A 26,060-nucleotide genomic window follows, 5' to 3' on the forward strand; every position below is an offset into this window, starting at 1 on the left:
CGAGCGGGCCCCCTGGACCGACCAAATGCGGTGCCCGCTCGTGCCACCATCGAGCCATGACCGGACCGACCGACCTGCCCTCCCTGCCCGACGCCCGGTTCGCCGGACTTCTCGACGAGGCGAAGGGGCTGCAACCGACCACCGTGGCACTGCGGCGCGCCCTCCACCGCCACCCCGAGGTGGGGCTCCAGCTTCCGGCCACCCAGCGGGCCGTGCTCGACGCCCTCGACGGCCTTCCCGTCGAGACCACACTCGGCACCGGCACCACCTCGGTGACGGCGGTGCTGCGGGGTGCGGAGCCCGGCCCCGCCGTCCTGCTGCGGGCCGACATGGACGCGCTGCCGATGCCCGAGGACTCCGGGCTGGAGTTCGCCTCCGAGACCGACGGCGTCATGCACGCCTGCGGCCACGACACCCACGTGGCGATGCTCGCGGGTGCGGCCCGCCTGCTGGCCCAGCACGCCGACGAACTCGCCGGGTCGGTCGTGCTGATGTTCCAGCCCGGCGAGGAGGGCTACCACGGCGCGCGCCACATGATCCACGAAGGCGTGCTGGACGCGGCGGGCACGCGGGTGCGCAACGCGTTCGCCCTTCACACGTTCGCCAACCTGCCCACCGGCACGATCGCGACGAAGCCCGGTCCGGTGCTCGCCTCGGCGGACAGCTTCACGGTGCGGGTGATCGGCAAGGGCGGGCACGGCTCCATGCCGCACACGGCGATCGACCCGATCCCGGCGGCGGCCGAGATGGTGACCGCGTTGCAGAGCAGGCTCACCCGCATTGTGGACGTGTTCGACCCCGCCGTCGTGACGGTGACCCGCATCGCGGGCGGAACCACCGACAACGTCATTCCGGAGTCCGCCGAGCTGGAGGGGACCATCCGGACGCTGTCGGAATCGACCCGTGCCCTGCTGCGCACGGAGGTGGCGGCCGTCTGCGAGAAGATCGGCGAGGCCCACGGCTGCCGGGTCGTGGCCGACGTGACTCCGGGCTTTCCCGTCACCGCCACCGACGAGACCGAGTCCATCCGGGTGCTCGACCTCGCCGCCGAGGTGCTGGGCGGGCAGTACGTGCAGCCGATGGCCCACCCGCTGATGGGTGCTGAGGACTTCTCGTACGTGCTGCAGCGGGTGCCGGGCGCGTTCGCGTTCCTCGGTGCCTGCCCGCCGGGTGAGGACCCCGCCGACGCGGCGCCCAACCACTCCAACCGGGTCCGCTACGACGAGGACGCGCTCGCGTACGGCGTGGCCCTGTACGCGGCCTACGCGCTCGACACGCTGCGTCAGCACTCCTGACACGGTGGTGGAGTACGGCAGGATGAACGCCGTGCGCGACGTGTGTGTGATCGGACTCGGGCTGATCGGCGGTTCGGTGTTGCGGGCCGCCGACGCGGCGGGCAGGACGGTGTGGGGCGCTACGAAGTCCACGTCGGACGCGGCGTCGGCGGTCGGCGACGGCTACGACGTGACGACGGATGTCGCCGCGGCCCTGCGCAGGGCCGCGGCCGCCGACGCGATGGTGGTGCTGGCCGTGCCGCTGCCCGCGGTGCGGACCGTGCTGCACGACGTTGCGGAGCACGCACCGCATTGCCTGCTCACCGACGTCACCAGTGTCAAGGTGCCCGTGCGGGACGCGGTGCGTGACGTGACGCCGGACGCCACCTACGTCGGGGGACACCCGATGGCGGGACGCAGTGTCTCCGGCTGGCCCGCCGCCGAGGCGGGCCTTTTCGAGGACGCGGCCTGGGTGGTGGCGGTCGAGCCCGGCACCGACCTCGGCGCCTGGCGGGAGGTCGCGATGCTGGCGCTCGACGTGGGCGCGCGGGTCGTCCCGCTCGGACCGGGGGAGCACGACGAGTCGGTGGCCCGGATCTCGCACCTTCCGCATCTGCTGGCGGCCGTGCTGGCGTCGGTGGGCGACACGGGCGGTCCCGTGGCCTCGGCATTGATGGCCGGATCGTTCGCCGACGGCACGCGGGTGGCGGGCTCGCCGCCCGGGCTGGTGCGCGCGATGACCGAGGGCAACCGGGCCGCGCTGCTGCCCGTGCTGGACGAGGCGCTGGGCGCGCTCGGGGCGGCCCGGGGCTCGCTCGCGTCGACCGGTGGGCTGGCGGCCACGATCGAGGCCGGCCACGACGCGACCCGGCGCATCGCGCGGCGGCGGGCCACGGAGGGAACGACCGTGTCCGTGACCCTGTCCGCCCCGCAGGCACGCGAGGCGCTACTCGGGGTGGGCGCGCGGGGTGGCCGGATCACGGCGTTCGACGGCGACGTCGCTGTCGCCGTCGTGCCCTGAGGCGGCGCGGTGTCAGGGGCCGGGCGGTGGCTGCGGGGGTCGCTGCCCCGGCTGGCCGCCCGAGTCGCCGCCTCCCGAGTTCTTGTGCAGGAACTTCCTGGCCTTCTCCGTCGCTGTGTCGATCTTGCCCGACTGCTTGCCGAACCGCGATTTGGCCATGCCGCTCGCCTTGTCGAGGCCCTGCTCGATCTTGCCGCTGTTCTTGCTCAGTGCGTCCTGCGCCTTGTGCCTGAGCTCGTTGAAGTTGATACCCATGTGTCCAATGCACCAGCATCGGCGCGATCCCGCAACGTGAACACCGCACCGGGCCCGCGGCGCTCTCACCGAACGTGCCGAAACGTCCGCAGATCGGGCCCGTCGACGGCCTCCAGTGCGCTCGCGAGCTGCGCGCGCACGCTCGACAGCAGCTCTTCGCCGGGCAGGTCGACGGTGTGCGGCTCGGACCCGGTCCGCACGCACAACGAGAACTCGGCCAGCCCCGCCCTGACGCGCCGGACCCCGGCGTCCTCGGGTGCCTCGGCCGCGTGCTGGTCGAGCGCGACGGCCACGGCCGTGATCGCGTCGGTCAGCTGTTCGAGCGCCACGATGGCGGGCCACCACGCCACGGCCTGCCGTCCCGCCGCCGACGGTTCGACCACCAGTTGCTGGAACGCCGTCCTGACGTCCGACAAGCCCCGGTAGGCCCTGCGCCGGGCCCGGGAACGCTCGGTGCGGGCCGCAGGGTCCTCGGCGGGACGCAGTGCGTACTCGGCGTAGCGGGAGATCGACTCGGCGACGTCGGCCAGCCTGCCGCCCAGCACCGGCGTGCGGCTGCCGGGCCACAGGAGGTAGCCGAAGACGAGCACCAGTGCGCAGCCGATCACGGTGTCCTCCAGCCGCACCAGCGCGACCTCGTCGTCACCGGCCGAGAGCACCATCTGCACGAGGATCAGCGGCGTGACGAACGCGCTCATTACCCCGAAGTGCCTGCCCTTGCCGTACGCGACTCCCGCCCCGAACACGGCCACGAGCAGGGCCAGCGGCAGGCCGTGGGGCACCACCGCCAGTGCGAGCACCCCGATACCGACGCCGGCCACCGTGCCGAGCCCGCGCAGGATCGCCCGGCCGAAGACCGATCCGAAGTCGGGTTTCAGCACGAGCCCGACCGTCAGCGTGATCCAGTACGAGCGGTCGGTGGGGATGAGCACGCGCGTCAGCTCGGCCAGCGCGACACACACCGTGAGGCGAGCGGCGGCCAGCCAGGTCAGCGGACCCGAGGCGAGCGTTCCGGCCCAGTCGCGCACGCGCCGCCGGACCGGGACGCGGTCGCGTGGCAACCGCTCGCGTTCGGGGCTGATGCCGCCCAGTGCGGTGACCAGCGCCGTGACGGCGGGCGAGGTCTCCACGCCGGCACGGCCGGGCTCGGGCAGTGCCGGCACCTCCGGCAGCGGCGTGTCCGACAGCACCGCCGCCGCGAGGTCGGTGAAGTACGCGATCACCGCGTCCGGTGGCCGCACCCCCTGGTCGACGGCAGCCACGCTGGCCTCAACGGCCGGAGTGCCCGCCGCGAGCAGGTTGAGCAGCCTGCGATAGGTGCTGTCGCGGCCCGAGAGCCACGAGCGCGCCACCAGCAGGCGGTCGTAGGCGACGTTCAGGGCACGGGTGAGCTGCTGCCGCGCGGCGAGCGTGGTCTCCTCGTCCCCCGCCGACACGGCCGACAACATCGCCGCCAGCTCCAGATACACCTGGGCGACGGCACGCCGCTCGGGAGTGGTCGGTCGCACGGGCCAGCCCACGAGCGCGACGAACCAGCCCCACACCGAACCGACGGCGAAGCAGGCGAGCCCAAGACCGATCGGGGTGCCCTCCGCCGCGAGGCCGGTGCCGAGGACCGTGAACACGAACAGCTGGAGCGCCGCGATCGAGGCGTTGCTGCCCGCGTCGCTGATCAACGCCGACGCCGCGGCCACGAGGATGACGAGCCCGACCGACAGCGGAGCCTGCCCTCCGGTGGCCAGCCCCAGCCCGAACCCGAGCACCGCCGCGCCCAGTGCTCCGGCCAGCCGCTGCGCCCGCGAACGGTAGGCGCCCACCACGTCGCCCGTGACCGACGGCAACGCACCCGTGGAGGCCAGCGCGCCCCACTCGATCTCGCCCAGCAGGGCTCCGACGGCCACGGGGATCGAGAGGGCGACGGCCGCGCGGGCGAGCTGTGACCAGCCGATCGGGGCGGGCGTGCTGCGCAACAGGCGCACCAGCCAGCGCGGAGCCGCGCCGCGCGCGCGTTGCGCGCCGCCGGGCCCTTCGCTGTCCACACCCACGTGGCCCATCCTGACGCACACATCGGGCCCGCGGCGTCGTCACGGGTCGCTCAGCCCGCCCCGAGGCAGAGGAACGGCCGGCGGAACGGGTCCACCGCCGTCGCCTCGGCCAGAGACACCGCGGGCGACATCCCGGCGGCGAGGCGCTTGTGCAGATCGGCCATGGCCTCCGCCGAGGCGTGATCGCCCACTCTGGCCACCGCACCCACGACCGTGTGGCAGCCGCTGGCCAGCAGCGCACCCGCGAAGCCGAGCGCCTCCTCGCCCGGCCGGATGTGGCTCAGTGCCAGCTCGCACGCGGCCAGAACCACCCGCTCGGGCGGGTTTGCCAGCCGGGCGGCCTCGTGCGCGAACAGGGGGCCGTCCACGAGTTCGAGCCGCGAGAACAGCGCGTTCGCGGGCTCGTGCGCCCCGTGTGCCACCAGGTGCGCGAGCCCGGAGCCGTCCAGGGCCGACAACACCGCGTCGCTGGTCGCCGTGTCGCCGTCCACGAGGGTCGCCGCCGGGTACACCGACGTCAGGCTGCGCACCTCGCCCACCGACCCCGGCACGCCGGGGCCGCCGACGAGCACCACCGGGTCCGGGCTGGCGGCGCTGGCGGCGCCGAGCCACGCCGTCGCCGACGGGGCCACCGACAGCGGCCTGCCCCGCAGGCTCGGCAGTGCGCCCCACGGCAGGGCGTGCAGCGACCCGGTCGGGATGATCACCAGCTCGCGGTCACCGAGGTGACGGCGCAACGGCCGCAGCAGCACCTCGTCGAGTCGCTCAGCGCGCCGCCACGCCGACGACAGCACGGCCGAGGCCAGCGGCGCCGGAAGGTGGTCGGGCGCGAGCGCGTCGAGATCCGCGCGCAGCTGGCGGGTGGTCTCCACCGTGTCGTCCAGCGGTCCCAGCCGCACGAGGTGGAACCGGCCGTCGCGCACCACCACCGCGGCGAGGGCGTCACCGTGGCCCACGAACGTCACCATCACGCGCTCGCCCAGCTCCGCCGCCACCTGGTCGGGAGTGGCCACGGGCCGGGGCCTGCCCCACTGGCTCGTGTACCAGCCCAACCGGCTCGCCTCCCGCTGCAGCCAGGCGTAGCGGTTCTCCAGCGCGCTGACCGGCTTGCCGGCCAGCCGGTTCTGCTGGACCGTGCGCTGGATGTGCCGCATCTCGGCCAGGTACTTGGCCAGCACCGGGTCGTCGATCGCGGGCAGTGGCTCGTACCGGTAGACCTGCGCGCGGGTGCGTTCCTGCCACGCGAACAGCCTGCGCGCACCGTCCTGGCCGCGCACGCCGCACAGCACCAGCCCCACGGCGAGCCTGCCGAGTTCCTGGCCGTGTACCGCCGTGCCGCACAGCAGATCGAGGCCGCCCATGCGATCCCGCGCCCAGCCGAGTTCCTCCAGTCCGGCACGGGCCTGCGCGAGCGCCGACCTCCGGTTCCCGGTCGCCACGGCCAGCTCGGCGCGGCACAGGCGCAGCAGCATCCGGTGGTCGACCGGGCTGGTCCGGCGCGGGGTGGGCACGGTGCCGAGCAGGTCCGCCGCCACCTGCCGCTCGCCACGCCGCAACCGCAACCGCACGGCGAGCAGGCGCGCGGCGGCGGTCTCGTCGCGCAGGCCGAGTTCGGCCAGCCGGTCCGAGACGGCACCGAGCGCCAGCGGGAGCCGTGCCGGCGGCCGGTTCCCGCGTTCCAGCACCTCCGTGGCGTCCGCCCGCAGCCGGGCCAGCGCGGCGACCTCCGCCCAGGGCAGGTTGCCTCGGCGCAGGAACCGCCGCCGGGCCGCCACCGCGAGGCGGCGGGCCGCCACGTACTCGCCGTCGAGCAGCGCCGCCGCCGCGCGCGCGACCTCGGCCTCGGCCAGGTCCTGGATCACGCGGTTGCGCCGCAGGTCGGGTAGCGCCTCGTCGAGATGGCGAGCGGCCTCCGTGGCCAGCCCCGCCACCAGCAGGGCTCGCGCCTGGTCGAGCCGGACCCTGGCGACCCACCCCGGCGCGGCGTCCTCCAGGATGCGCGCCGCCTCGTCGTAGTGCCGCAGGGCGCCCGGGATGTCGCCGGTGAGCTGCGCGAGGTCGCCGAGTCCGTGCCGGGCCTTGCCCTCGATACGGGTCAGCCGGTATTCGGACGCGAGGCGGATCGCCGAGTCGAAGTCGGCGGCGGCCGCGTCGAGCCGCCCCGTCTCGGCGTGGATCTGCGCCCGGTTGGTCAGGGTGCGCGCGAGCAACAACCCACCACCGGTGTTCAGCTCCGCCAGTTCCGGGATGATCGAGTCGAACAGGGCGACCGACTCCGACGCCCGACCGACCCGGAACAGCAGCAGAGCCCGCTGCCCGGTGATGACCGCGTTCAGCTCACGCCGCAGCACCCCGTCCGGCAGCTCGTCGAGCTCGGCCCCCGCGCGCTTGAGACCGCGGAAGCCGTCCGCCGTGGACCCGACCTCGGAGGTCGCGAGCGCGAGACTGATGCGGACCCGGATGCGGGCGGCCACCCAATCGGCGGTGTGGTCACCCGAGTTCTCGATCAGGCGCAGCGCGCGCCGCAACAACCTGATCGCCTCGACATTGTGTGCGCTCGCCGCCGCCTCGTTGGCTCTGCGATGCAGGGCCAGCACAGCGGGCAGGCGAGCGCTGCGCGACGCCGCCACCAGCCGTCAGAGGACGACCGCCGGGGTCACCACGGTTCGCCGCCCCGGCTCGCCACCGACGTAGACCACGATCTGCGTGGTGCCACTCGGCACGTCGTGCAGCACGAACCGGCCGCCGTCGTCAGCCACGGTGCAACACGTGTCGTGCCCTGCCACCCGCACCTCCACGGCGTGCTCGCCCTCGGGCACCAGCCAGCCGTCGATGCGGTGGCGCTGGCCCGTCTTCGTCAGGTTGATCATGACGGTGAGGTCGCTGACCGTGAAGGTGATCGTGCCCTGCGCCACGCTGCGCACCCCGGCCGTGGCGTCGGCGCGTTCCCACTGCGCCACCTCGACGTCGAGATCCTCCAGCGCCAGCGCGAACTGGACGCGCTCGACCAGGTCGGAGGGCGGCGGGTCGAACTCGTCGATCAGCCGGTCGAGATCCAGCAGCAGCGTGTCGTCGTCCGGATAAGCCCCGTCATTCATCCGCTGCCCCCTCCTGAGCATCCAACGTCTCCCGCAGGCGAGCGAGGCAACGTCCCCTCGTCGGCCCGATACTGCCGCGCGGAATGCGCAGGACATCGGCGACCAGACCGTACTCGGCCCTGCCGGCCAGCACCGTCAGCCGCAGTAGCTCCCGGCAGCGCTCCGGCAACCGGTTGAACGCCTCCCAGATGCGCCGGTCCCGATCGGCACGCAGCGCCACCGCGTCCGGCGGGGGTTGCGTGCTCGGCATCGTCTCGGCGAGTTCCTCGGTCAACGGCACGGGGCGGCGGGCCCGTTCGGCGACGTCGCGGGACTCCCGCCGCGTCGTGGTGATCAGCCACTTCGCCAGCGCCTTCGGGTCCTCGATGCGGTCGAGGTTGCGGAACAGGGCCAGCCAGACCGTCTGCACCACGTCCTCGGCCGTGTGCCGGTCGAGGCCGTTGCCGCGCGCGACCTGCCACACCAGCGGTGTCAGCTCCCGGACCAGCCGGTTCAGGGCACCGCGGTCGCCGAGCTTCGCGGCGTGCATGCAGGCCGCGTACAGCTCGTGACCGCGCAGACCGTCCCACGACGGATCGGCCTCGGCCGTTCTGGCGTCGGTCACCGCGTCCGCCTTCCCGAATCTCGAAGTTGATATTCGCGGAAGAAGTATCTCTAGCTCGTCGCTGTCACACAGCGTTCTGGTCGAAACCAATCCCATACTCACTCGGTCGGACTAGCGGACAGGACGAAACGAACCGAGCGGCGCGGCGTCGCCTCCCACGGCCGCGCCAGCTCGGTGTCGATGAGGTGCCGGCCGGTGCCGACGACGTCGAACACCAGCCTGCGCACCCACCTCCCCCCGGGACCCCGCCCCCAACGGGACCCGCTTCCGGTTGGCCGCCACCCCCACCGACGTACTCGTCGGCGACCAGCCGGACCCCCTCGGGGACATGCGGTGACCACCGGTAACCCGACGTCCGGCGTTCCCGGAGCCGGAGCTCCACGGAGTCGCCGACACGCAACCGCACCACGCGGCCCGCGTCGTCCTCCGTGAGGCCGACCGGTGTCACCACACCTCCCCTCGCTGTACCGCCGAACGCCCCCATCGCCCGGCGGCCACCCCCGCCCCTGCGGTTGAGCGGTGGCCGGCGGCCCCCTCGACTGCCGGCCACCTGCCTGCCACGCGGGTCACGCGATCAGACCAGCAGCTGATCGATGTGCCCACGTGCGTCCTCGTGATAGGCCACGGCAAGCCGGTAGTTCCGCGCCAGCACAGCCAGCAGAGTCAGCTGGCTCGACCCGGAGTCCGACGCCGCCAGCGGCTTCCAGCCGAGACCGGCCACCGCGACCCACACGCCGGGCGCGTCGGCCGCCGACCACAGGTGCGTGATCGCGGCCCCTCGCACCCAGCCCCCGGCCGGTGCGGCCTGGTCGCCTGCCGGGCCGGGCACCGGCGCTGGCGGTACCGGCATGCCCTGGGCGGTGGCCGTGTGCGGCGGCGCGGGCGGCGCGGAACGCACCGGCGGCGTGTACGGGTCCCAGCCCGCCGGTGCCACCGGGGCCGACCGCACCGGCGGCGCGTACGGATCCCACCCCGCGGGCGCGACCGGTGACGGCGGCGCTGTCGGCGCTGACGGTGTTGATGGTGTTGACGGAGCCGGCGGTGCGTACGGGTCCCACCCGGTCGGCGGCAGCGGCGGCTGCTTCTCCGTCTCGGGCGCCGCCGTGCGCTCGGCGGGCTCCTCACCGTTCTGGTGTTCGGTAACCGTGTCCTGTGACATGTGACTTCTCTTCTCTCTCACCCGGCAAGTTCGACAGCGCCGAGTTCGTCGCCCACGACGAACGGCGCGCACGCCAGCCCTCTCGCTCTGGCCGCCCCCAGTACGGCGAGCGAGACGGTGGCCAGGTTCCGCTCGCGCGTCACCCTGGTCCAGCCCAGTTGCTCCAGATAGGCCCAGGCGTTGCCCTCGTGGGTCGAGGTGAACAGCCCGAGCGCGCGCTGGGCGGGTAGCCACGCGCGCAACTCCACACCGGTGCAGCCGAAGGTGGTCGGCCGCGGGTCCGGATAGTCCTCGATGTAGGCCTCGCCGTACGCGATGCGCAGGTAGCCGTCCTCTCCCCAGTCCCGGCCCCAGGAGTTCTTCGCGATCCAGCAGCCCGCGTCGTCGTCCCACCCGACCAGCGCGACACAGTGACCGCCGCTGGTCTCCTCCGTGGTGTGCCGGTAGACACCCCCGGTGTAGTGGTACAGGTCGTCGTACACCACGAGGCACGCCGTGACGGGCCCGTGGGCGTAGAGGTGTCGCTTGATGGCGGCCGGGTCGCGGCTGAGGTCGACCACGTCGTGTGCCCTGGCGAGCCGGTCGCGCCAGCCGGGGTTGAGCGCACCCGTGCCGTCGTCGCGGTACGGGTAGTAGTCCTCGAACGTGACACCCAGGTCGCGGCAGTCGACGAGCAGCTCGTCCGGCCACGTCCCGTCGGGCAGGATGGCCTCTCTCGCGGCCGCGTGCCCGAAGAACAGGTGCGCCTCGGACAGATCGAGCGCCAGGCCGGGCGCGCTCCGCGAGTAGGCGGCGGTGGACTCCAGCGTCGCGAGCACCCCGAACGCGCTGCACGACCCGCAGTCGCCCTGGTCCTTCACCGGCGTGACGTAGGACCTTCCCCCGACGTCCCGCAGATCGAACGCGCGGGGCAGGTGAGGGGTCGGCGCGTGCGGCGCCGACACCGGCGCGCCATCGAGTTCGAGCGCCGAGGCCGCCATCCGGGCCGGAAGATCGGCCCTGCTCTCGACCTCCTCCGCCCGGGGAGCGGGAACGCCGAGGCGGCGGCGCCGACGTGGCCGGTCGAGAGCACTCACCCGCGTGCGGCCGCATCGCCACGGATCGCCCAGCGCGGCCAGGGAGTCGCGGAGTGCCGCGATCTCCGAGGCGCAGCCGTCGTCGGGGCTCATCCGTCCTCCAGCAGTGATCGGACCTTCTTTCACTCCACAGGAGGGCAGGGGCCGCGCTCAGATACATCGGAGGACGGGAATTTTTCGATCGTCACGTTTGCGCACGTCGGGCGCGTTGCTCGTGCCACCGATCGAAGAGGACGGGGATCTCCTCGGTGAGGAAGGCGAGGAAGTCGGCCATGTCGGCGAGGCGCCTGCCCGCCGGTGTGTCGGCCCCGACCGCGTCGATGCCGGCCACCGTCGTCTCGTGCCACATCCGGAGCAGGCGGTCGCGTTTGAGGAACGACGCGAACCAGAGGTCGTCGTAGAGGCGGTAGTGGTCGCGGCGCTCACCCGGCCTGCGTTCCTTGGCCACCATGCCGACCTGCTCCAGATACCGGACGGCCCCGGAGACGGCGGCGGGACTGATCGACAGCGTGTGAGCGAGCTCGGCCGCGGTCAGTGCGCCGCTGTCGGCCACCGTCAGCGCGGCGAAGACCCGCGCCGCCGTGCGCTGGAGCCCGATCTCGGTCAACGTCAGCGCGAGTTGCTCGACGAACGCTTTCCTGGGGTCGACCTCGGCGTCGCCGTTCGGGTCGCGCTGGGACTGCGGCCTGCGGGACATCGCTTCTCACCTTTCGCCCGGCGTGACGGTACCCACGCCCTACGTTCACCAGTTCATGAGTATTCACAACATTATGAAACAAGTGTACGTTGTGCTGCATGGGCAACTGCATCTCCGTCTCCGGGCTTCGCAAGACGTTCGGCCCCACCGTCGCCCTCGACGGCCTCGATCTCACCGTGGCCACCGGCGAGGTCCACGGTTTCCTCGGCCCGAACGGCTCGGGCAAGTCCACGACGATCCGGGTGCTGCTGGGCCTGCTGCGCGCCGACGGTGGCACCGCCTCGCTGCTCGGGGGACATCCCTGGCGCGACGCCACCCGGCTGCACCGCCGCCTCGCCTACGTGCCCGGCGACGTGAACCTGTGGCCCACGCTCAGCGGCGGTGAGGTGATCGACCTGCTCGGACGTCTCAGGGGCGGGCTCGAAGGGCGGCGCAGGGCCGAGCTGGTCGACCGGTTCGACCTCGACACCACCAAGAAGGGCCGCGCCTACTCGAAGGGCAACCGGCAGAAGGTCGCGCTCATCGCGGCGCTGGCCTCCGACGTGGAACTACTGATCCTCGACGAACCCACCTCGGGGCTCGACCCGCTCATGGAGGCCGAGTTCCGCGCCGTGATCAGGGAGGAACGGGAGCGGGGTCGCACGGTGCTGCTGTCGAGTCACATCCTCGCCGAGGTCGAGGACCTCTGCGACCGCGTCAGCATCATCAGGGCTGGCAGGACGGTGGAGTCGGGCACGCTGGCCCAGCTACGCCATCTGACCCGCACCACCATCTCGGCCGAGCTGGCAGGGCCGCCCGACGGTCTCACGCGCCTCGGCACCGTCCACGACCTGCGGGTCGAAGGCGACCGCGTGCGCTTCGCCGTGGAGGCCGAGGGGCTGGACCAGGCGTTGCGCACGCTGACCGGCATCGGGGTACGCAGCCTCACCAGCCAGCCTCCGACGCTGGAGGAACTGTTCCTGCGGCACTACACCGACGACACCGACGGCACCGACGGCACCGCTGAGGCGAGGTCGGCATGACCGCCGCCACCGCCACGCCGACGCGCACCGGGACGTCCGGCGTCCTGACGGGAACCGGGCACCTCGTGCGGCTCGGGGTGCGCCGCGACCGCCTGGCGCTGCCACTGTGGGGTCTCGTGCTGGCCGTACTTCCCGCCACCAGCGCGGGTGCCTACGAACAGCTCTACCCGTCGGCGGCACAGCGGGCCGCGCTCACCACGAGCATGGGCGACAACCCGTCCATCACGCTGCTCTACGGCCCCGCCTTCGACCTGTCCACGGCAGGCGGTTTCACGGCGTGGCGGTTCGGCACCCTGCTGTCGCTGCTGCTGGCGCTGGTGTGCGTGTTCACGATGACCCGGCACACCCGGCAGGAGGAGGACACCGGCCGCCAGGAGCTCCTGGCGGCCGCCGTGCTCGGCAGGCACGCCTCGCTGACGGCCTCACTGTTGGTGTGTACCGGGTTCTCGCTGGTCACCGGCGCCCTCTCGGCACTCGCGATGATCAGCACCGGGATGGCGGCCACGGGCGCGATCGCGTTCGGCCTGGGACTCGCGTCGGTGGCCTGGGTGTTCACCGGCGTCGCGGCCGTCACGGCGCAACTGGCCGAGTACGCCAGAACGGCCAACGGACTCGCGGGAGCGGTGCTGGGGACGGCGTTCGCCCTGCGGGCGGTGGGGGACTCGTCGTCGGAGCTGAGCTGGCTGTCGTGGACCTCGCCGATCGGCTGGGCCACCCGGGTGCGGCCCTTCGCGGGCGACCACCTCGAACTGCTGGCCCTGCCCCTGGTCGCCACCGCCGTGTTGATCGCTCTCGCCTACGGGCTCGAACGCCGCCGGGACGTGGGGCTGGGCCTGCTGCCGACCTCGCTCGGGCCCGCGGAGGCGAGCCCGCTGCTGCGCAGCCCGCTAGCACTCGCCGCACGCCTGCACCGGGGCTCGCTCACGGGCTGGCTCGTCGGTCTGGCGATGCTGAGTGTGTTGTTCGGAGCCCTGGCCTCGGACTTCGGCGACATCGTCGGTGACAACCAGCAGATGCGCGAGATCCTGGCGCGGATGGGCGGCAGCCAGGGCGTCATCGACGCCTACCTGGCGTCGGTCGCGAACATGCTCGGCATGGTGGTGGCCCTGTTCGCTGTTCAGGCGGCCCTGCGGATGCGCGCGGAGGAGATCGCGGTGCGAGCGGAGCCGCTGCTGACGGTCGGGGTGTCGCGGCTGCGCTGGCTGGCGGGGCATCTGGTGTTCGTGTTCGGCGGCGCCGCGGCGATGTCACTCGCCACCGGGCTCGGCATGGGACTGGCGCACGGCATCCGCTCGGGCGACGTGGCGGGCCAGACCGGTGAGGTGCTGCTGGCCTGCCTGGTGCAGCTTCCCGCCGTGTTCGTCGTGGCGGGTGTGGCGGTCGCCCTGGTCGGCTTCCTGCCTGCCCAGGCGACTTTCGCGTGGGCGGTGGCCGCCGCGTCTCTGTTGCTGAGCATGTTCGGTGCCGTGCTCGACCTGCCGCAGGCGGTGCTCGACGTGTCGCCGTTCCAGCACGTGCCCAAGCTGCCGAGCGTGGAGTTCACGGCCACGCCGATGCTGTGGCTGAGCCTGGTGGCGGCCGCGCTGACCACGGCGGGGATCGCCGGGTTCCGCCGCCGCGACATCGGGTGAGTGCGGGTGAGGGCGGTGGGACTCACCGGGGCACGGTCACGGACCCGTCGGCGGCGACGTGGAGCTTCAACTGCGGGCCCGCCGCGCCGCACTCGGGACCGTTGGGAAACACCGGGTGCGGCGTGGCCTCGACGGTGTCCTGCGCGAGCCGGGCACCGTCGGGGCCGGTGACGGTCAGCGTCGCGCTCAGGTTCCGCTCCGGCAGGTCGGCGACCTGCGCGAAGCCGTAGGCGCCTCCGGTGGGACGCACCTGCGCCGAGCACACCTGGTCGGGCGCACCGGTGGGGCACTCCTCCGGCACGGCCGTGGTGGCCGGGCGCAGCGTGACGTCGTGGGAGCGGCACGAACCGCCCCAGCACAGCTCCAGCTCCGCCGCGTCGGCGGCGAGCCCGGGCGCGACGTCCACGTTCACCCCCGCGGGGGCTCCGATGGCGGTGCACTGCACGCCCTCCCCGGCGGGGAGGGCACCACACCCCGCGACCAGCAACACGGCCAGAACCGGCACAAAACGCATACCGGTAGGACGGAGACGAGCCCGCCGTCGGTTGCGTCCCGTCCCGGGTTGGTGCCGCGAACCGCACCCGGGCTCAGCGGGACAGGCGGGACAGGTCGCGCTCCGCCTCGTCGAGGGCGGCTCTGGCGGCCTCGGTACGGCGCCGTGCCTCGGCCTCCTCGCGCTCGGCGCGGCGCACCGCGTCGCGGGCCTCGTCCCGCGCGGCACGAGCCCGGCGTTCGGCCTCCCTGCGCGCCGCCTGCCCGCTCTTGCGCCGGGCGGGCGCCGATCGCGAGGGCAGCCACGCGGCGTCGAACAGGTCCGGCGGTCGCAGGGCGGTGGTGAGATTGCCCTCGATCACCGCGCGGGCCGCTTCCTCGTCCCCGACGGCGGCCTCCAGTGTGGCCGCGATCTCCCTGCGCACCGGCTCACCCACGCGCCCGTCCGCGAGCCGCAGGGCGTGCTCGACCAGGGCGCCGACCCGCTCGTTGCGCTCGTGGGTCAGGTCCCGCAGCCGCCCGCCCGCGAGGTCACGGTGCGCCCCGCGCAACCGCTCACCCAGCTCGACCAGCGCGGCCACCTCGGCCTCCTGGTGGCGGGACAGCGCGTTCACCAGCGCCGCCGCCGTGGTCGGCTTGCGCAGGCGGTGGATCCGGTCGGCCAGCTCGGGCTCGCCCCGCCGTCTCGCCTCGCCGACGTGCCACTCCCGGAGGGCGACGAACTCGCCGGGGGCCGCACCGTAAAGTTCGCGGGACACGGCGTCGAACCGCGTGGTCGCACCCATGAGACCAGCGTCCCGCAGGGCGGGCGGCCAGGCCAGGCTTCGCCACGGTTACGGTGTCGGGGGAGGGAGGACACACAGTGGGTATTGACGAGATCGAGTTCTACTGGCGCCCGGGGTGCCCGTTCTGCGCGATCCTGCGGGGTCGGCTCCGCGAGAGCGGCCTGCCGGTGCGAGAGGTCAACATTTGGGAGGACTCCGACGCCGCCGCACGGGTGCGGGCGGCCACCGGTGGCGACGAGATCGTCCCGACCGTCTTCCTCGGCGAACGCGCGCTGGTGAACCCGAGCATGGCCGAGCTGACCGACGTGGTGCGGGAGGAGGCGCCCGGGTTGTTCGACCTGGCACAGCCCGCCACTCAGGGGCACGGTTCGCGGCACTGAGGCTGGTTCCGGGTCACTGCCCGGTCGCGGGCGCGATCCGGAACACCGGGTGTCGTGGCGCCGCCTCGCGGAGCGTGTCGTCGGGGGCGTCCGCCTTGACGCCCTCGAAGAACGCGCCGACCTCCCAGCCCCACCGCCGCAGGTAGGCCCTGAGCACGGGCAGCTTGGCGTCGCCGTGCAGTTCGACTGCCTCGAACCGTTCGACCCTGCCACCCACGGCGAGGGTGCCCTCACCGGCCGCGCGCAGGTTGCGGGCCCACTGGGTGTTCCCCCGTGCGGACACGAGGTAGCGCTCACCGTCGAGGGTCAGCACGTTCACCGGTGTCGAGCGCCATTCACCGGACGTGCGCCCGCGAACCGACAGCACTCGGCTGCCCCACACGCTCAGTCCCCGCCTGGTGAGTGCGCTGACGACGCGGTTGAGAACCTTCGTGGGTCTCCCTGGCTCGCGGTAGTGCGGTGCTGTGGGCATCGGGCCGTTCCCTTCGTTGGCGTCAGAGCGGTGCGCTCGTCGTAAACCAGTGAACTCTCTCCGGACTCACTTCGCAAGAGCACCGCTCTCTTTTCGAATCGCCGTTCTCGCGTGTGTCACACTGTGCGCATGTCCACAACACGTGCCCACCGCACCGCCAGGGAACGCGCCCGCGCCGAGATCACCTCGTCGATCACGGACGAGGCTCGCCGCCAGCTGGGAAAGGTGGGCCCGCAGGGGCTCTCACTGCGCGCCGTCGCCCGCGAGCTCGGCATGGTCTCCTCGGCGTTGTACCGCTACTTCCCGAGTCGCGACGACCTGCTCACAGCGCTGATCATCGACGCGTACGACGGTCTCGGCGAGGCCGCCGAAGCCGCGGACAGCACCGGGACGAGCCCCCGACGCCGCTGGATCGCGGTCTGCCACGCCGTACGCGACTGGGCACGGCGCAATCCGCACGAGTACACCCTCGTCTACGGCACGCCGGTCCCCGGTTACCACGCCCCCCGCGACACCGTCTCCCCCGCCGCGCGCGTGCCCCAGGTGCTCGTCACCGTGCTGGCCGACGCCGTGCGGCGGGGAACCGTCGTGCCCGCCGACGAACCGGAGCCGACAGGGACGTTACGGGCCCAGCTCGCCCTCGTGGCCGAGATTGTCGACGAGGAGGTACCCGCCCCCCTGCTGGCACGGGGTCTCGCCGCGTGGACCCAGCTGTTCGGCATGGTCGGGTTCGAACTGACCGGGCAGTTCGCGAACACACTCGAACCCGCCGACCCGTTCTTCGCCCACACGATCGAGCGGATGGCGGACTTCGTGGGCCTCCGGGCGGACGACACCGGTGGCGGCTGAGGTGGCACGGCGGGACGATCGCCTCGGACACAGCGAACACAGCCGGACACAGCGGTCGGAGGGAACGACATGGCCACACGCGAGGCGACCACGCACTGGACGGGCGGGCTCAACACCGGGACGGGCGCGCTGACGCTCGACACGTCGAACTCGGCGCGCTTCTCGGTGACCTTCCCGCGCCGCGTCGGTGAGCCGGAGGGCACCACGAGCCCGGAGGAGCTGATCGCGGCGGCCCAGGCGTCCTGCCTGGCGATGAACCTCGCGGGCACGCTGGAGAAGGCCGGGCTGACACCGGACACCATCGATGTGAGCGCCGCCGTCACGGTGAACCCGGGCGACGGGGGGCTCAGTATCGACACGGTGGCCGTCACACTGCGGGCGGAGGTGGGCGGCGTCGACGAGGACCGGTTCGCCGAGCTCGCCCAGCAGGCGAAGGACACGTGCCCCGTCAGCAGGGCACTGGCCGGGACCACGATCACCCTGGACGCGGCGCTCGCCTAGACCGAGGGTGTCACGCGGGCGGCGCGAGGACGACGGCCGAGTTGTGCCCGCCCATTCCGAGGGACGACTTGAGCGTCAGCCGGTCGCCGATGTCCACCACGCCGGTGCGCAGGCGGGGATGCGCCTGCGCCACCCTGGGCGGGGCCGGCACGAATCCTCGGTCGTAGCCCAGCGCCGCCACCGCGACCTCCACGGCCGCCGCGGCGGCCTGGCAGTGCCCCACCAGCGGCTTGACCGAGTAGAGGCCGGTGTCCTCGGTGAAGAACTCCTCGGTCAGCGCCGACTCGGTGGCATCGCACTGCCGCGTGCCCGGCCCGTGCGCGTTGACGTAGCCCACGGCGTCCGCCCCCGCGCCCGCGTCGTCGAGAGCCTCGGAGACACAGCGCCGTACCTGCGAGTACTCCGGGTCGATCGAGGTGGCGTGGTAGGCGTCGTGGCTCATCGCGCCCCCCAGCACCGTGGCGTAAGGGACGCGCGCCTTCCGTGAGAGCACGAACGACACCGCGGCCTCCCCCATCACGAACCCACGGCTGCCCTCCTGGAACGGCCGGCACGCGTCCAGCGGATCGGCGTCCACGACCGTCACCCCGAGGCGCACGAAGTGGCGCACGTTCTCGGGCGTGAGCGACAGGTCGGTTGCCACGAACACGACGTCGTCGACCAGCCCCGCGTCCAGCCACAGTTTCGCGGTGAGCAGCCCCGCGTTGCCGGATGCGCACATCGCCGAGACGTTCATGGCCGGGCCGTGGAAACCGTATTCCTGCATGAGCGTGGACATCGGGGTCGACGGCATCAGCGCCAGATAGTCCCTCGCCCGGATGTCGCCGCGCTCGACGAGGTAGAAGTCCTTCCACAGGTCGACCTCACCGAGCACGACAGCGTGCAGCAGGCCGACCCGGCGGCCACGCTGCCAGCCGCGGCGCAGCGCGTCGTCGACGGCTTCGCGGGCCGCGGCCCGCATGGCCCTGGAGAACCTGCCCCGGCCGTCCACCGGGTCACCCCCGTCGGGGACCCTGGCCACCCATCCGCAGTGTTCCGCCGCGTCGGCGGTGTCGCCGGAAGTGCTGCCGCCGTACCCTTGCGTCAGCGCCGCCGCGGGCTTCATGGACCGCAGGCCGTCCCACAGGGACGGCAGGCCCCAGCCGTAACCGGTGACGGCGCCGACCCCGCAGATATCGATTCCACCTCGCACACTCACGATGATCTCCTCACAGTTGTTCGCACTCCTGACAATGACTCCAGGGCACCGACCGGCACCGACCGAAATGACCGCCTAGTCTGGTGACGGCGGGTTGAAACACTCGCGTTGCGGACTGAAGCGGATGGGGGTTCATTTCCTCCTATTCGCCCAACGGTGATTTCATGCTGTAATCGACTCCGGCAAACGATCGGCGGATGGACGGAGCATGGAGGCTTCTACCCACGACGGGCTGTCCACCTGGTTCTCCCGGGACCACGAGGACGTCGTCGACCTCGCGCTCGCCGCGAGCGCCGCGGGTACCTTTTCGGTCGACCTTTCCGGTCACGACGTTACGTGGAGTCCCGAGCTGCCCGAGGTGCTCGGCGTCGAAGGTCACCACCCGGAGCTGGTCAGGACGCGCCTGCTCGAATTGATCGAGCCGCTGACCGTCGCGGCGCGGAATTGCCCGATATGGCACAATTTCGATCTTGAACAGTGTCATACGACGCCCGGCGGTGAAACCAGATGGACCCGATTTCTCGCCCGCACCCAGGGCAATGGCTCCGTTGGCTCCGTTGGCTCCGACCCGACCAACGGAGCCGCGAGCACCGTCGAGCGACTGGTGGGGATCGCGTCGGACGTGACTGAACGGCACGGCAACGCGCAGACACTCGCCGACCTCGCGGACCGCTACCGCCTGTTGGTCGAGTTCAGCCCGGACGGGATCTGCGTGCACCAGGACGGCAGGCTGGTGTACGTCAACCCGGCCGTGGCGCGTTTCGTGGCCGCCGAGGAGCCCGCCGAGCTGCTCGGCCGCCCGATCATCGACTTCGTGCGCCCCGCCGCCGTCCCGGAGATGCTGCGGCGCATCTCCGAGCTGGAAGCCCCGGGAGCGGCCACCGAGCCCACCGAGGTTCGTCTGCGCACACTCGACGGCAACTCGATGCTCATCGAGTCGGTGTCGGTGCGGACCACGTGGAAGGGCGAGCCCGCCTATCAGGTGATCATGCGCGACATCACCGCGCAGAAGGCCGCGGAGGCCGCGCTGCGTTACCAGGCCGCGCTGGTGGCCCACGTCAGCGACGCGATCATCGCCACCACCTCGGACGGCATGGTGAGCAGCTGGAACCCCGCCGCCGAGACCGTCTACGGCTACGGCGAGGACGCGGCACTGGGCAGGCCCGTGGGTGAGCTGGTCGGGGCCACGCTCGACCCGGCGGAGGTCCTCGCCCAAGGCGGCGTCGTCGAGGCCGAGCACCGCAAGGCCGACGGCACCCCGCTCACGGTCCGGGTCTCCGCGTCGCCCATGGACGGGGGTTTCGTGCTCGTCTGCGCGGACGAGACCGCCCGGCGGGCGGCGGAACGCCGTTATCGCACGGTCGTGGCCGCGCTGGACGAGGGTGTCGTGGTGATCGACGGTCACGGTCTCGTCGGATCGGCGAACCCGGCGGCGGGACGCATCCTGGGGCTGCCCGTCGACGCCATCATCGGGTGCGCGACGACGTTGTTCCCGCTGTACGACGAGTCGGGCGCGCGCATCCCGCCCAGCGAGTACCCCTCCGCGCTGACGCGCACCACCGGCCGCGCCACCAACGGTCGCGTGGTGCGGGTGCGGCGTCCCGACGGGCGCTGGGTGTGGCTGTCGATGAGCTGCAGGCCGCTCGACACCAACGCGACGCCGCCACACCAGGTGGTGACGTCGTTCACCGACATCACCGAACGTCGAGCCATCGGCGAGCAGCTCGAACACGACGCCACCCACGATCCGCTCACCAACCTCGCCAACCGCACACTCATCCTGCAACGACTGGAGGAGGCGCTGTGCAGGCCGCGCCGCAAGGGCACGGCCTGCGTGCTGTTCATCGACCTCGACAAGTTCAAGGTCATCAACGACTCGCTGGGCCACGGCATCGGCGACAAGGTGTTGCGCATCGCGGGCCAGCGGCTCAAGAACTGCGTGCGCCGCCACGACCTCGTGGGCAGGCTCGGCGGCGACGAGTTCGCGGTGGTCACCTTCGCGCTCGAACACGGCCAGCAGGTCAGGGCCCTCGTCGACCACATCAGGCAGTCGCTCACCGAACCGATCATCGTGGAGGGCCGCAGGCTCCGGGTCGACGCGAGCATCGGGGTCGTGACGGCCCACGAACACGACGAACGCTCGGCCGAGGACCTGCTGCGCGACGCCGACGTGGCGATGTACCAGGCGAAGACGCGAGGGCGCGGTAGGCACGAGCTGTTCGACGTCGAGCTGCGCGAACGGGTGCAGCGGCAGCTGCGACTGGAGCAGGACCTGCGCGACTCGGTGCGCGGGGGCCAGCTCTGGGTGGCCTACCAGCCGGTGGTGGACCTGCGCACCTACCAGCGGGTGGCGGTGGAGGCCCTGCTGCGCTGGCAGCACCCCGTCCACGGCAGCATCTCGCCCGGCGAGTTCATCCCGCTGGCCGAGGAGAGCGACCTCATCAACCTCATCGGCGGATACATGCTGCGCACCAGCACCCGCGAACTGTCGCTGCGACGGCTCCGCGGCGGTACCCGTACCCGGCTCACCGCCAACCTGTCGGCACGCCAACTGGACGACGAGTCACTCGTCGACGCCGTGGACGACGCGCTGCGCACCACCGGGCTACCCCCGAGCGAGTTGTGTCTGGAGATCACCGAGAGCGCGCTCATGCGCGAGCCGGAGAAGGCGGCCGAGATACTGACGGCGCTGCGCAACCTCGGTGTCCGGCTGGCGATCGACGACTTCGGTACCGGCTACTCGTCACTGGCGCAGCTGTGGAAGCTGCCGCTGGACACGCTGAAGATCGACCGCTCGTTCGTCGCGGGGCTCGACGGCCCCGGTAACCCCGACGCCGAGGCGATCATCAAGGGAATCGTCACGATGGCGCACTCCATGGGACTCACCGTCATCGCCGAGGGCACCGAGAACGAGCGCCAGGTGGCCATCCTGCGCGGGCTCGGTTGCGACCAGGCACAGGGCTTCCACTTCGGCAGGCCCGCCCCGGCCGAGCAGGTGTTCGGGGAGTAGCAGAAGATTTGCTCGCAGCGGATAATCCTGCGCAGGATGATCCTGCGCGAGCAAATCCGCTGCGTACTATTGACGCATGGTGTTCCTCAATCGGGTCGACGAGCTGGCCTACCTGCGCCGTCGGGTCGCGGGAGACTCCGCTGAGCTGCTGGTGGTCTACGGGCGCCGCAGGGTGGGCAAGACGGAGTTGCTCACGCACCTCGCGGCCGAGACCCGCTCACTCGTGTTCGAGGCCACCGAAACGGTCAACCACGAACAGCTACTGGACTTCACCACCGAGCTGGCCCGGGTATCCGACGACCCGCTCCTGGCGGCGCAACCACTCACCAGCTGGGACGCCGCGCTCGCCGCGGTGGCCCGTTTCGTCGGTGACCAGCGCACCGTCGTGGTGCTCGACGAGTTCCAGCTGCTCGCGCAGCAGGCACCCGAACTGGAGAGCGTGCTCAGCCGCTGGTGGCGAACGACGGGGCGCACGTTGCCACTGGTCCTCGTGCTGGCGGGCAGCGAGGTGTCCTTCTTCGAGGACGACGTACTGGCCGGACGTCTCTACGGCCGCAGGACCGGCCAGCTCCGCGTCGAACCGTTTCTCGCGAGGGACACCGGCCTTTTCCATCCCGGCTACTCCGCCGAGGACGCGATCCGGACGTACTCGGTGTGCGGCGGCGTTCCGTACTATCTCGAACGGTTCACCGACGACCGCCCGCTGGCCGCACACCTGCTCGACGAGGTGTTCGACCGAGGAGGTCTGCTTCACGACGAGGCCGAGCTGCTGCTACGGCAGTCGATTCGCGATCCGGCTGGTCACGTGGCAGTGCTGCGAGCCATCGCGCACGGGCACAACCGCAACAGCACGATCGCCGCACGCACCGGACTGGAACCCGCACAGGTGACCAAGGTGCTCCGCGTGCTCGAACGCCTTGGCCTTGTCCAGCAGGAGCGGCCGGTGACCACCTCGCAGCGGGCCAAGAAGACGAGTTACCGCATCGCCGACCAGTTCCTCCGGTTCCACTACCGCTTCGTCGAGCCCGCGCGCTCACAGTTGCGCACCCGAGCGCTGGCGGAGGCGTATCTGGAGCAGACCGTGCTGCCGCGCTTCGACGAGCACACCTCCCTCGCCTGGGAGGACGTCTGCCGCGAGCATGTGCTGCTGTCGTTCCCGGACGTCGCGCGGATCGGCCGCTGGTGGGGCCCCGTCCCCACCGGCCAGGACAGGCGGACCGAGGAACGGGAACTCGACATCGTCGGGCTCGATCCCCAGCACCAGGTCTCCGTCGTCGGAATGTGCAAGTGGACGCGGTCGGCCGTCGACTTCGACGAGCTGAACCTGCTCGACCGCCTGACCCCGTACGCCGCGAAGACAGCGCGACCCCACCGCGTGCTGTGCTCGCGTTCCGGGTTCACCGAGCGGCTTCGGTCCGTTGCGGCGGCCGACGACACGCTGACCCTGCTCACCCCTGAGGACGTGCTGAGCAGTCCGGCGGCCTAGAACGTCACAGCAGCCCCTGCCGCACGGCCCACACCACGGCCTCGATGCGCGTGGACACGCCGATGCGGTCACAGGCACCGCGAACGCGCCTGCGCACGGTGCGCTCGGACAGGCCGACGCGCCGCGCCACCGCGTCGAGCGGCAGGCCCGTCGCGAGCAACCGCAACAGCTCGACGTCGCGTTCGGCCAGCCGGTCCCCTTCTCGTAGCGTCATGGCTCCACCAGCAGCACTTCGAGTGTGCGCGGGCCGTGTACGCCCTCCACGCGGTCGAGTTCGATGTCGCTGGTGGCCGACGGGCCACTCACGAAGGTCAGCGGCCGGACGGGATCGAGCCGCCGGAGCGCCTGTGGCACGCTCACCTCGATCTGGTCGGCGCGCACGACACACAGGTGGTAGTCCGGAACCAGCGTGAGCAGACGCCTGCCCTGCGCCGCGCCGGCGTCGAGCACGATCGTGCCGGTCTCGGCGATCGCGACGGCGCATCCGGTGAGCACGCCGTCCACGGAGTCCACCTCGGACAGCGGCAGCGGCGGATCGTCCCGCAGCCACCGCACTCCGGGCACCCGCAGGCGTTCCGGCAGGTCGGCCGGTACCACCATCGTCGTCGCGTCCCGCGCGTTGAGACACGCTGTGATCGCACCCGGGAGGTCGTCGTCGGCGACCCGATGCACGACGGCCCGGTAGTCCTCGACACGCTCCCTCAGCAACCCCACCGGGTCGGCGGCCGTGCGGTCGGTGTCGTAGTCGCGGGGCACCGGCACGGACCGCCGCCGCACCGCGCGCCCGATGCGGGCCAGGATCTCGTCTCGCGCGTCAGCCACGACGGCGCCTCCACCACGTCCGGAAGGACTCCTTCGGCAAGGCCGGAAAGTCGCGTGTGGCCGTCCACTTCGAACCCGGCCACGGCAGGCGCCGGATCGTCCCGTCGTCTCCGGCGAGAAACCGGGACAGCGACCCGGCCCGCTGCGCGGCCTCGTAGCGCCGGGGATCGCGGAACACCCACGCGGCGCCGGACATGGCCAGCGCCTCCGGATTCCGCTTCGGTTTCGCCGCCACGGCCTCGGCTCGCAGGTGGGTCAGCACCTCGGGAATGTTGATCCGCACGGGGCACACCTCGTAACACGCGCCGCACAGGGACGACGCGAACGGCAGCGACGCGGCCTGCTTGTCGCTCATGTCCCCCGCGAGCTGCGGCGCGAGGATCGCCCCGATCGGCCCCGGATACACCGACCCGTACGCCTGCCCCCCGGTACGCTCGTAGACGGGGCACACGTTCAGGCACGCCGAGCAGCGGATGCACCGCAAAGCCTGGCTGCCCACCTCGTCGGCCAGCGTGGCGGTGCGGCCGTTGTCCAGCAGCACGAGATGGAACTCGCTCGGCCCGTCGCCCGGTGTCACGCCGGACCAGACCGACGTGTACGGATTCATGCGCTCCGCCGTGGACGACCGTGGCAGCAGCTGGAGAAAAACCTCCAGGTCCCGCCAGGTCGGCACGAGCTTCTCGATGCCCATCACCGTGATCAGGGTCTCGGGCAGCGTCAGGCACATGCGCCCGTTGCCCTCCGACTCCACGACGGCGATCGAACCGGTGTCGGCCACGGCGAAGTTCGCGCCCGACACCGCGACCTTGGCCGAGAGGAACTTGCGGCGCAGGTGCCTCCGGGCCGCCTCGGCCAGCTCCCCCGGATCGTCGGAGTCCGGCGCCTCCGGCATCCGGCGCGCGAAGATTTCTTTGATCTCGGCGCGGTTGCGATGGATGGCCGGAACCAGGATGTGCGAGGGCAGGTCGTCGCCGAGCTGCACGATCAGTTCAGCGAGGTCGGTCTCGACCGCGCGTACCCCACCGGCCTCCAGCGCGGAGTTCAACCCGATCTCGGCGGTGGCCATCGACTTGACCTTCACGACCTCCTCGGCGCCCTTGGCACGCGCGAGGTCGAGCACGATGCGGTTGGCCTCGTCGGCGTCGCGGGCCCAGTGCACGACGCCGCCCCGGGCCGTCACAGCCTCCTCCAGACGCAACAGGTAGGTGTCGAGGCGGGCGAGCACGTCGTCCTTGACGGCCTCGCCCGCCCTGCGCAGCTCCTCCCAGTCGGGGAGCTCGGCGACGGCCTGCTCACGCTTGCCCCGGATCGTGGTCGTCGCCTTGCGCAGGTTCGTCCGGAGCTGCGTGTTCCCGAGCGCCTCGCGCGCGGCGCGGGGAAACGTCGGGCTACCGAGCCACGTCACGGGGTTGCGACCCACGGCTGCTCCTCCGTACTCGCGAGAATCTCCGCCAGGTGTACCGCCCGCACCCCGGTACGCAGCCGGGACAGGCCGCCGCCGAGATGCATGAGGCACGAGTTGTCGCCCGCCGTGACCACCTGCGCGCCGGTGTCCTGCACGCAGCGCATCTTGTCGGCGAGCATGGCCGTGGACGTCTCGGCGTTCTTCAACGCGAACGTGCCGCCGAAACCGCAACACTGCTCCGCCTGCGGCAGCTCGACCAGCGTCAGTCCCCGCACCGCGCGCAGCAGGCGCAGCGGTTTCTCACCGACGCCCAGCATCCGCAGCGAGTGGCAGGTGGGGTGGTAGGTCACCCGGTGCGGGAAGTACGCCCCGACGTCGGTGACGCCGAGGACGTCCACCAGGAACTCGCTGAGTTCGTAGGTCCGTTCCACGGCGGGGCTGGTGCCGCACACGCCAGGGTGGATCTCGCGCACCATCCCCGCGCACGACCCCGAGGGCGCGACCACGTGGTCGTAGCCGTCGAACACTTCGGCGTAGCGCTGGGCCAGCGGCGCGGTCTCGGCCTGGTAGCCGGTGTTGTAGTGCATCTGCCCGCAGCAGGTCTGGTCGAGCGGGAAGTCGACCTCGCAGCCGAGCCGTTCGAGCAGTCCCACGACGGCCTTCGCGGTGTCGGGGTACAGCGTGTCGGTGAGGCAGGTGGCGAACAGCGCCACCCGGGGCGCGCTCATACCGGCAGCCCCTCCACAGCGCCAAAGATCGGATCACTGAGCGCGAGGAT

Annotated in this window: 26 protein-coding genes and 1 pseudogene; 9 read left to right on the plus strand and 18 right to left on the minus strand. The window is 72.0% G+C overall.

Annotated features, from left to right (window positions below):
* Positions 1–56 precede the first annotated feature (56 nt).
* The gene (locus tag FFT09_RS06590) at positions 57–1,295 is read left to right on the plus strand and encodes a M20 metallopeptidase family protein (RefSeq protein ID WP_138382150.1); all 1,239 of its coding nucleotides are present in this window, start codon (positions 57–59) and stop codon (positions 1,293–1,295) included.
* A gap of 22 nt (positions 1,296–1,317) precedes the next feature.
* On the plus strand, positions 1,318–2,295 hold the full coding sequence (locus FFT09_RS06595; RefSeq protein WP_138382151.1) for a prephenate dehydrogenase: 978 nt from the start codon (positions 1,318–1,320) through the stop codon (positions 2,293–2,295).
* A 12-nt stretch (positions 2,296–2,307) separates the two neighbouring features.
* Here the strand turns inward: FFT09_RS06595 and FFT09_RS06600 are convergent, their stop codons facing one another.
* The 10 genes and pseudogenes from FFT09_RS06600 to FFT09_RS06640 all read right to left on the minus strand — a co-directional run bounded on the left by FFT09_RS06600 (position 2,308) and on the right by FFT09_RS06640 (position 11,229).
* Positions 2,308–2,550, minus strand: coding sequence for an antitoxin (locus FFT09_RS06600; RefSeq protein WP_081191982.1), 243 nt, complete (start codon positions 2,548–2,550; stop codon positions 2,308–2,310).
* Between the two features lie 65 nt (positions 2,551–2,615).
* Entirely contained in the window at positions 2,616–4,604 is a 1,989-nt protein-coding gene (locus FFT09_RS06605; RefSeq protein WP_138382152.1) for an FUSC family protein, read from the minus strand.
* 41 nt (positions 4,605–4,645) lie between these two features.
* Entirely contained in the window at positions 4,646–7,225 is a 2,580-nt protein-coding gene (locus FFT09_RS06610) for a CHAT domain-containing protein (protein WP_081191986.1), read from the minus strand.
* A 6-nt stretch (positions 7,226–7,231) separates the two neighbouring features.
* Positions 7,232–7,693: a hypothetical protein gene (locus FFT09_RS06615; protein WP_024875532.1), complete on the minus strand. Its 462-nt coding sequence runs from the start codon at positions 7,691–7,693 to the stop codon at positions 7,232–7,234.
* Positions 7,686–8,297: an RNA polymerase sigma factor gene (locus FFT09_RS06620; RefSeq protein ID WP_024875533.1), complete on the minus strand. Its 612-nt coding sequence runs from the start codon at positions 8,295–8,297 to the stop codon at positions 7,686–7,688. Before FFT09_RS06620 ends, FFT09_RS06615 begins: the two co-directional genes overlap by 8 nt.
* A gap of 98 nt (positions 8,298–8,395) precedes the next feature.
* The gene (locus FFT09_RS23410; RefSeq protein ID WP_279631019.1) at positions 8,396–8,524 is read right to left on the minus strand and encodes a hypothetical protein; all 129 of its coding nucleotides are present in this window, start codon (positions 8,522–8,524) and stop codon (positions 8,396–8,398) included.
* Positions 8,525–8,598: 74 nt separating this feature from the next.
* A pseudogene (locus FFT09_RS23220) lies at positions 8,599–8,781 on the minus strand (hypothetical protein); the annotation flags it as partial.
* 90 nt (positions 8,782–8,871) lie between these two features.
* A complete protein-coding gene (locus FFT09_RS06630) occupies positions 8,872–9,456 on the minus strand; it encodes a hypothetical protein (protein WP_081191990.1) in 585 nt (194 codons plus the stop codon).
* Positions 9,457–9,473: 17 nt separating this feature from the next.
* Positions 9,474–10,625: a C1 family peptidase gene (locus FFT09_RS06635; RefSeq protein ID WP_138382153.1), complete on the minus strand. Its 1,152-nt coding sequence runs from the start codon at positions 10,623–10,625 to the stop codon at positions 9,474–9,476.
* A 91-nt stretch (positions 10,626–10,716) separates the two neighbouring features.
* Positions 10,717–11,229 carry a GbsR/MarR family transcriptional regulator gene (locus tag FFT09_RS06640; protein ID WP_024875537.1) on the minus strand — a complete coding sequence of 171 codons (513 nt, stop codon included), beginning with the start codon at positions 11,227–11,229 and terminating at the stop codon, positions 10,717–10,719.
* A gap of 98 nt (positions 11,230–11,327) precedes the next feature.
* On the opposite strand from FFT09_RS06640, the gene FFT09_RS06645 reads away from it, so the two are divergent.
* Complete coding sequence (locus FFT09_RS06645; RefSeq protein WP_138382154.1) at positions 11,328–12,251, plus strand: ABC transporter ATP-binding protein; 924 nt, start codon at positions 11,328–11,330, stop codon at positions 12,249–12,251.
* Entirely contained in the window at positions 12,248–13,882 is a 1,635-nt protein-coding gene (locus FFT09_RS06650; RefSeq protein ID WP_138382155.1) for an ABC transporter permease, read from the plus strand. The genes FFT09_RS06645 and FFT09_RS06650 overlap by 4 nt, the downstream gene beginning before the upstream one ends.
* A gap of 22 nt (positions 13,883–13,904) precedes the next feature.
* Here the strand turns inward: FFT09_RS06650 and FFT09_RS06655 are convergent, their stop codons facing one another.
* Positions 13,905–14,396: a hypothetical protein gene (locus tag FFT09_RS06655; protein ID WP_138382156.1), complete on the minus strand. Its 492-nt coding sequence runs from the start codon at positions 14,394–14,396 to the stop codon at positions 13,905–13,907.
* A gap of 73 nt (positions 14,397–14,469) precedes the next feature.
* Positions 14,470–15,159 carry a hypothetical protein gene (locus tag FFT09_RS06660; RefSeq protein WP_138382157.1) on the minus strand — a complete coding sequence of 230 codons (690 nt, stop codon included), beginning with the start codon at positions 15,157–15,159 and terminating at the stop codon, positions 14,470–14,472.
* Positions 15,160–15,236: 77 nt separating this feature from the next.
* On the opposite strand from FFT09_RS06660, the gene FFT09_RS06665 reads away from it, so the two are divergent.
* The gene (locus FFT09_RS06665) at positions 15,237–15,539 is read left to right on the plus strand and encodes a glutaredoxin domain-containing protein (protein WP_024875542.1); all 303 of its coding nucleotides are present in this window, start codon (positions 15,237–15,239) and stop codon (positions 15,537–15,539) included.
* A gap of 13 nt (positions 15,540–15,552) precedes the next feature.
* On the opposite strand, the gene FFT09_RS06670 is transcribed toward FFT09_RS06665, so the two are convergent.
* Positions 15,553–16,011: a nitroreductase/quinone reductase family protein gene (locus FFT09_RS06670; RefSeq protein ID WP_024875543.1), complete on the minus strand. Its 459-nt coding sequence runs from the start codon at positions 16,009–16,011 to the stop codon at positions 15,553–15,555.
* 129 nt (positions 16,012–16,140) lie between these two features.
* On the opposite strand from FFT09_RS06670, the gene FFT09_RS06675 reads away from it, so the two are divergent.
* Together FFT09_RS06675 and FFT09_RS06680 are read left to right on the plus strand one after the other, a co-directional pair.
* On the plus strand, positions 16,141–16,860 hold the full coding sequence (locus tag FFT09_RS06675) for a TetR/AcrR family transcriptional regulator (RefSeq protein WP_081192002.1): 720 nt from the start codon (positions 16,141–16,143) through the stop codon (positions 16,858–16,860).
* A gap of 69 nt (positions 16,861–16,929) precedes the next feature.
* Entirely contained in the window at positions 16,930–17,361 is a 432-nt protein-coding gene (locus tag FFT09_RS06680; RefSeq protein WP_024875545.1) for an OsmC family peroxiredoxin, read from the plus strand.
* Between the two features lie 10 nt (positions 17,362–17,371).
* On the opposite strand, the gene FFT09_RS06685 is transcribed toward FFT09_RS06680, so the two are convergent.
* Positions 17,372–18,559 carry a beta-ketoacyl synthase N-terminal-like domain-containing protein gene (locus FFT09_RS06685; RefSeq protein ID WP_081192004.1) on the minus strand — a complete coding sequence of 396 codons (1,188 nt, stop codon included), beginning with the start codon at positions 18,557–18,559 and terminating at the stop codon, positions 17,372–17,374.
* A 208-nt stretch (positions 18,560–18,767) separates the two neighbouring features.
* Between FFT09_RS06685 and FFT09_RS06690 the strand changes: the two genes are divergently transcribed.
* Positions 18,768–21,569: a sensor domain-containing protein gene (locus FFT09_RS06690; protein WP_138382158.1), complete on the plus strand. Its 2,802-nt coding sequence runs from the start codon at positions 18,768–18,770 to the stop codon at positions 21,567–21,569.
* A 76-nt stretch (positions 21,570–21,645) separates the two neighbouring features.
* Entirely contained in the window at positions 21,646–23,055 is a 1,410-nt protein-coding gene (locus FFT09_RS06695) for an ATP-binding protein (protein ID WP_138382159.1), read from the plus strand.
* A 4-nt stretch (positions 23,056–23,059) separates the two neighbouring features.
* On the opposite strand, the gene FFT09_RS06700 is transcribed toward FFT09_RS06695, so the two are convergent.
* The 4 genes from FFT09_RS06700 to FFT09_RS06715 are packed head-to-tail and all read right to left on the minus strand — an operon-like array spanning position 23,060 to position 26,010.
* On the minus strand, positions 23,060–23,269 hold the full coding sequence (locus FFT09_RS06700; protein ID WP_024875549.1) for a LuxR C-terminal-related transcriptional regulator: 210 nt from the start codon (positions 23,267–23,269) through the stop codon (positions 23,060–23,062).
* Positions 23,266–23,877, minus strand: a complete 612-nt coding sequence (locus FFT09_RS06705) for a LutC/YkgG family protein (protein WP_138382160.1) — start codon at positions 23,875–23,877, stop codon at positions 23,266–23,268. Before FFT09_RS06705 ends, FFT09_RS06700 begins: the two co-directional genes overlap by 4 nt.
* Entirely contained in the window at positions 23,870–25,297 is a 1,428-nt protein-coding gene (locus FFT09_RS06710; protein ID WP_138382161.1) for a LutB/LldF family L-lactate oxidation iron-sulfur protein, read from the minus strand. Before FFT09_RS06710 ends, FFT09_RS06705 begins: the two co-directional genes overlap by 8 nt.
* On the minus strand, positions 25,279–26,010 hold the full coding sequence (locus FFT09_RS06715) for a (Fe-S)-binding protein (protein ID WP_138382162.1): 732 nt from the start codon (positions 26,008–26,010) through the stop codon (positions 25,279–25,281). The genes FFT09_RS06710 and FFT09_RS06715 overlap by 19 nt, the downstream gene beginning before the upstream one ends.
* Positions 26,011–26,060 lie beyond the last annotated feature (50 nt).

This window comes from Saccharomonospora piscinae, assembly GCF_005862235.1.
GTDB lineage: Bacteria > Actinomycetota > Actinomycetes > Mycobacteriales > Pseudonocardiaceae > Saccharomonospora > Saccharomonospora piscinae.

Coding starts and splice junctions, on each gene's coding strand:
- FFT09_RS06635 (WP_138382153.1), bottom strand. CDS start 10,625: ATGAGCCCCGACGACGGCTGCGCCTCGGAGATCGCGGCACTCCGCGAC.
- FFT09_RS06690 (WP_138382158.1), top strand. CDS start 18,768: ATGGAGGCTTCTACCCACGACGGGCTGTCCACCTGGTTCTCCCGGGAC.
- FFT09_RS06675 (WP_081192002.1), top strand. CDS start 16,141: ATGTCCACAACACGTGCCCACCGCACCGCCAGGGAACGCGCCCGCGCC.
- FFT09_RS06600 (WP_081191982.1), bottom strand. CDS start 2,550: ATGGGTATCAACTTCAACGAGCTCAGGCACAAGGCGCAGGACGCACTG.
- FFT09_RS06655 (WP_138382156.1), bottom strand. CDS start 14,396: ATGCGTTTTGTGCCGGTTCTGGCCGTGTTGCTGGTCGCGGGGTGTGGT.
- FFT09_RS06590 (WP_138382150.1), top strand. CDS start 57: ATGACCGGACCGACCGACCTGCCCTCCCTGCCCGACGCCCGGTTCGCC.
- FFT09_RS06660 (WP_138382157.1), bottom strand. CDS start 15,159: ATGGGTGCGACCACGCGGTTCGACGCCGTGTCCCGCGAACTTTACGGT.
- FFT09_RS06715 (WP_138382162.1), bottom strand. CDS start 26,010: ATGAGCGCGCCCCGGGTGGCGCTGTTCGCCACCTGCCTCACCGACACG.
- FFT09_RS06645 (WP_138382154.1), top strand. CDS start 11,328: ATGGGCAACTGCATCTCCGTCTCCGGGCTTCGCAAGACGTTCGGCCCC.
- FFT09_RS06605 (WP_138382152.1), bottom strand. CDS start 4,604: ATGGGCCACGTGGGTGTGGACAGCGAAGGGCCCGGCGGCGCGCAACGC.
- FFT09_RS06670 (WP_024875543.1), bottom strand. CDS start 16,011: ATGCCCACAGCACCGCACTACCGCGAGCCAGGGAGACCCACGAAGGTT.
- FFT09_RS06595 (WP_138382151.1), top strand. CDS start 1,318: ATGAACGCCGTGCGCGACGTGTGTGTGATCGGACTCGGGCTGATCGGC.
- FFT09_RS06680 (WP_024875545.1), top strand. CDS start 16,930: ATGGCCACACGCGAGGCGACCACGCACTGGACGGGCGGGCTCAACACC.
- FFT09_RS06630 (WP_081191990.1), bottom strand. CDS start 9,456: ATGTCACAGGACACGGTTACCGAACACCAGAACGGTGAGGAGCCCGCC.
- FFT09_RS06700 (WP_024875549.1), bottom strand. CDS start 23,269: ATGACGCTACGAGAAGGGGACCGGCTGGCCGAACGCGACGTCGAGCTG.
- FFT09_RS06640 (WP_024875537.1), bottom strand. CDS start 11,229: ATGTCCCGCAGGCCGCAGTCCCAGCGCGACCCGAACGGCGACGCCGAG.
- FFT09_RS06695 (WP_138382159.1), top strand. CDS start 21,646: ATGGTGTTCCTCAATCGGGTCGACGAGCTGGCCTACCTGCGCCGTCGG.
- FFT09_RS06650 (WP_138382155.1), top strand. CDS start 12,248: ATGACCGCCGCCACCGCCACGCCGACGCGCACCGGGACGTCCGGCGTC.
- FFT09_RS06615 (WP_024875532.1), bottom strand. CDS start 7,693: ATGAATGACGGGGCTTATCCGGACGACGACACGCTGCTGCTGGATCTC.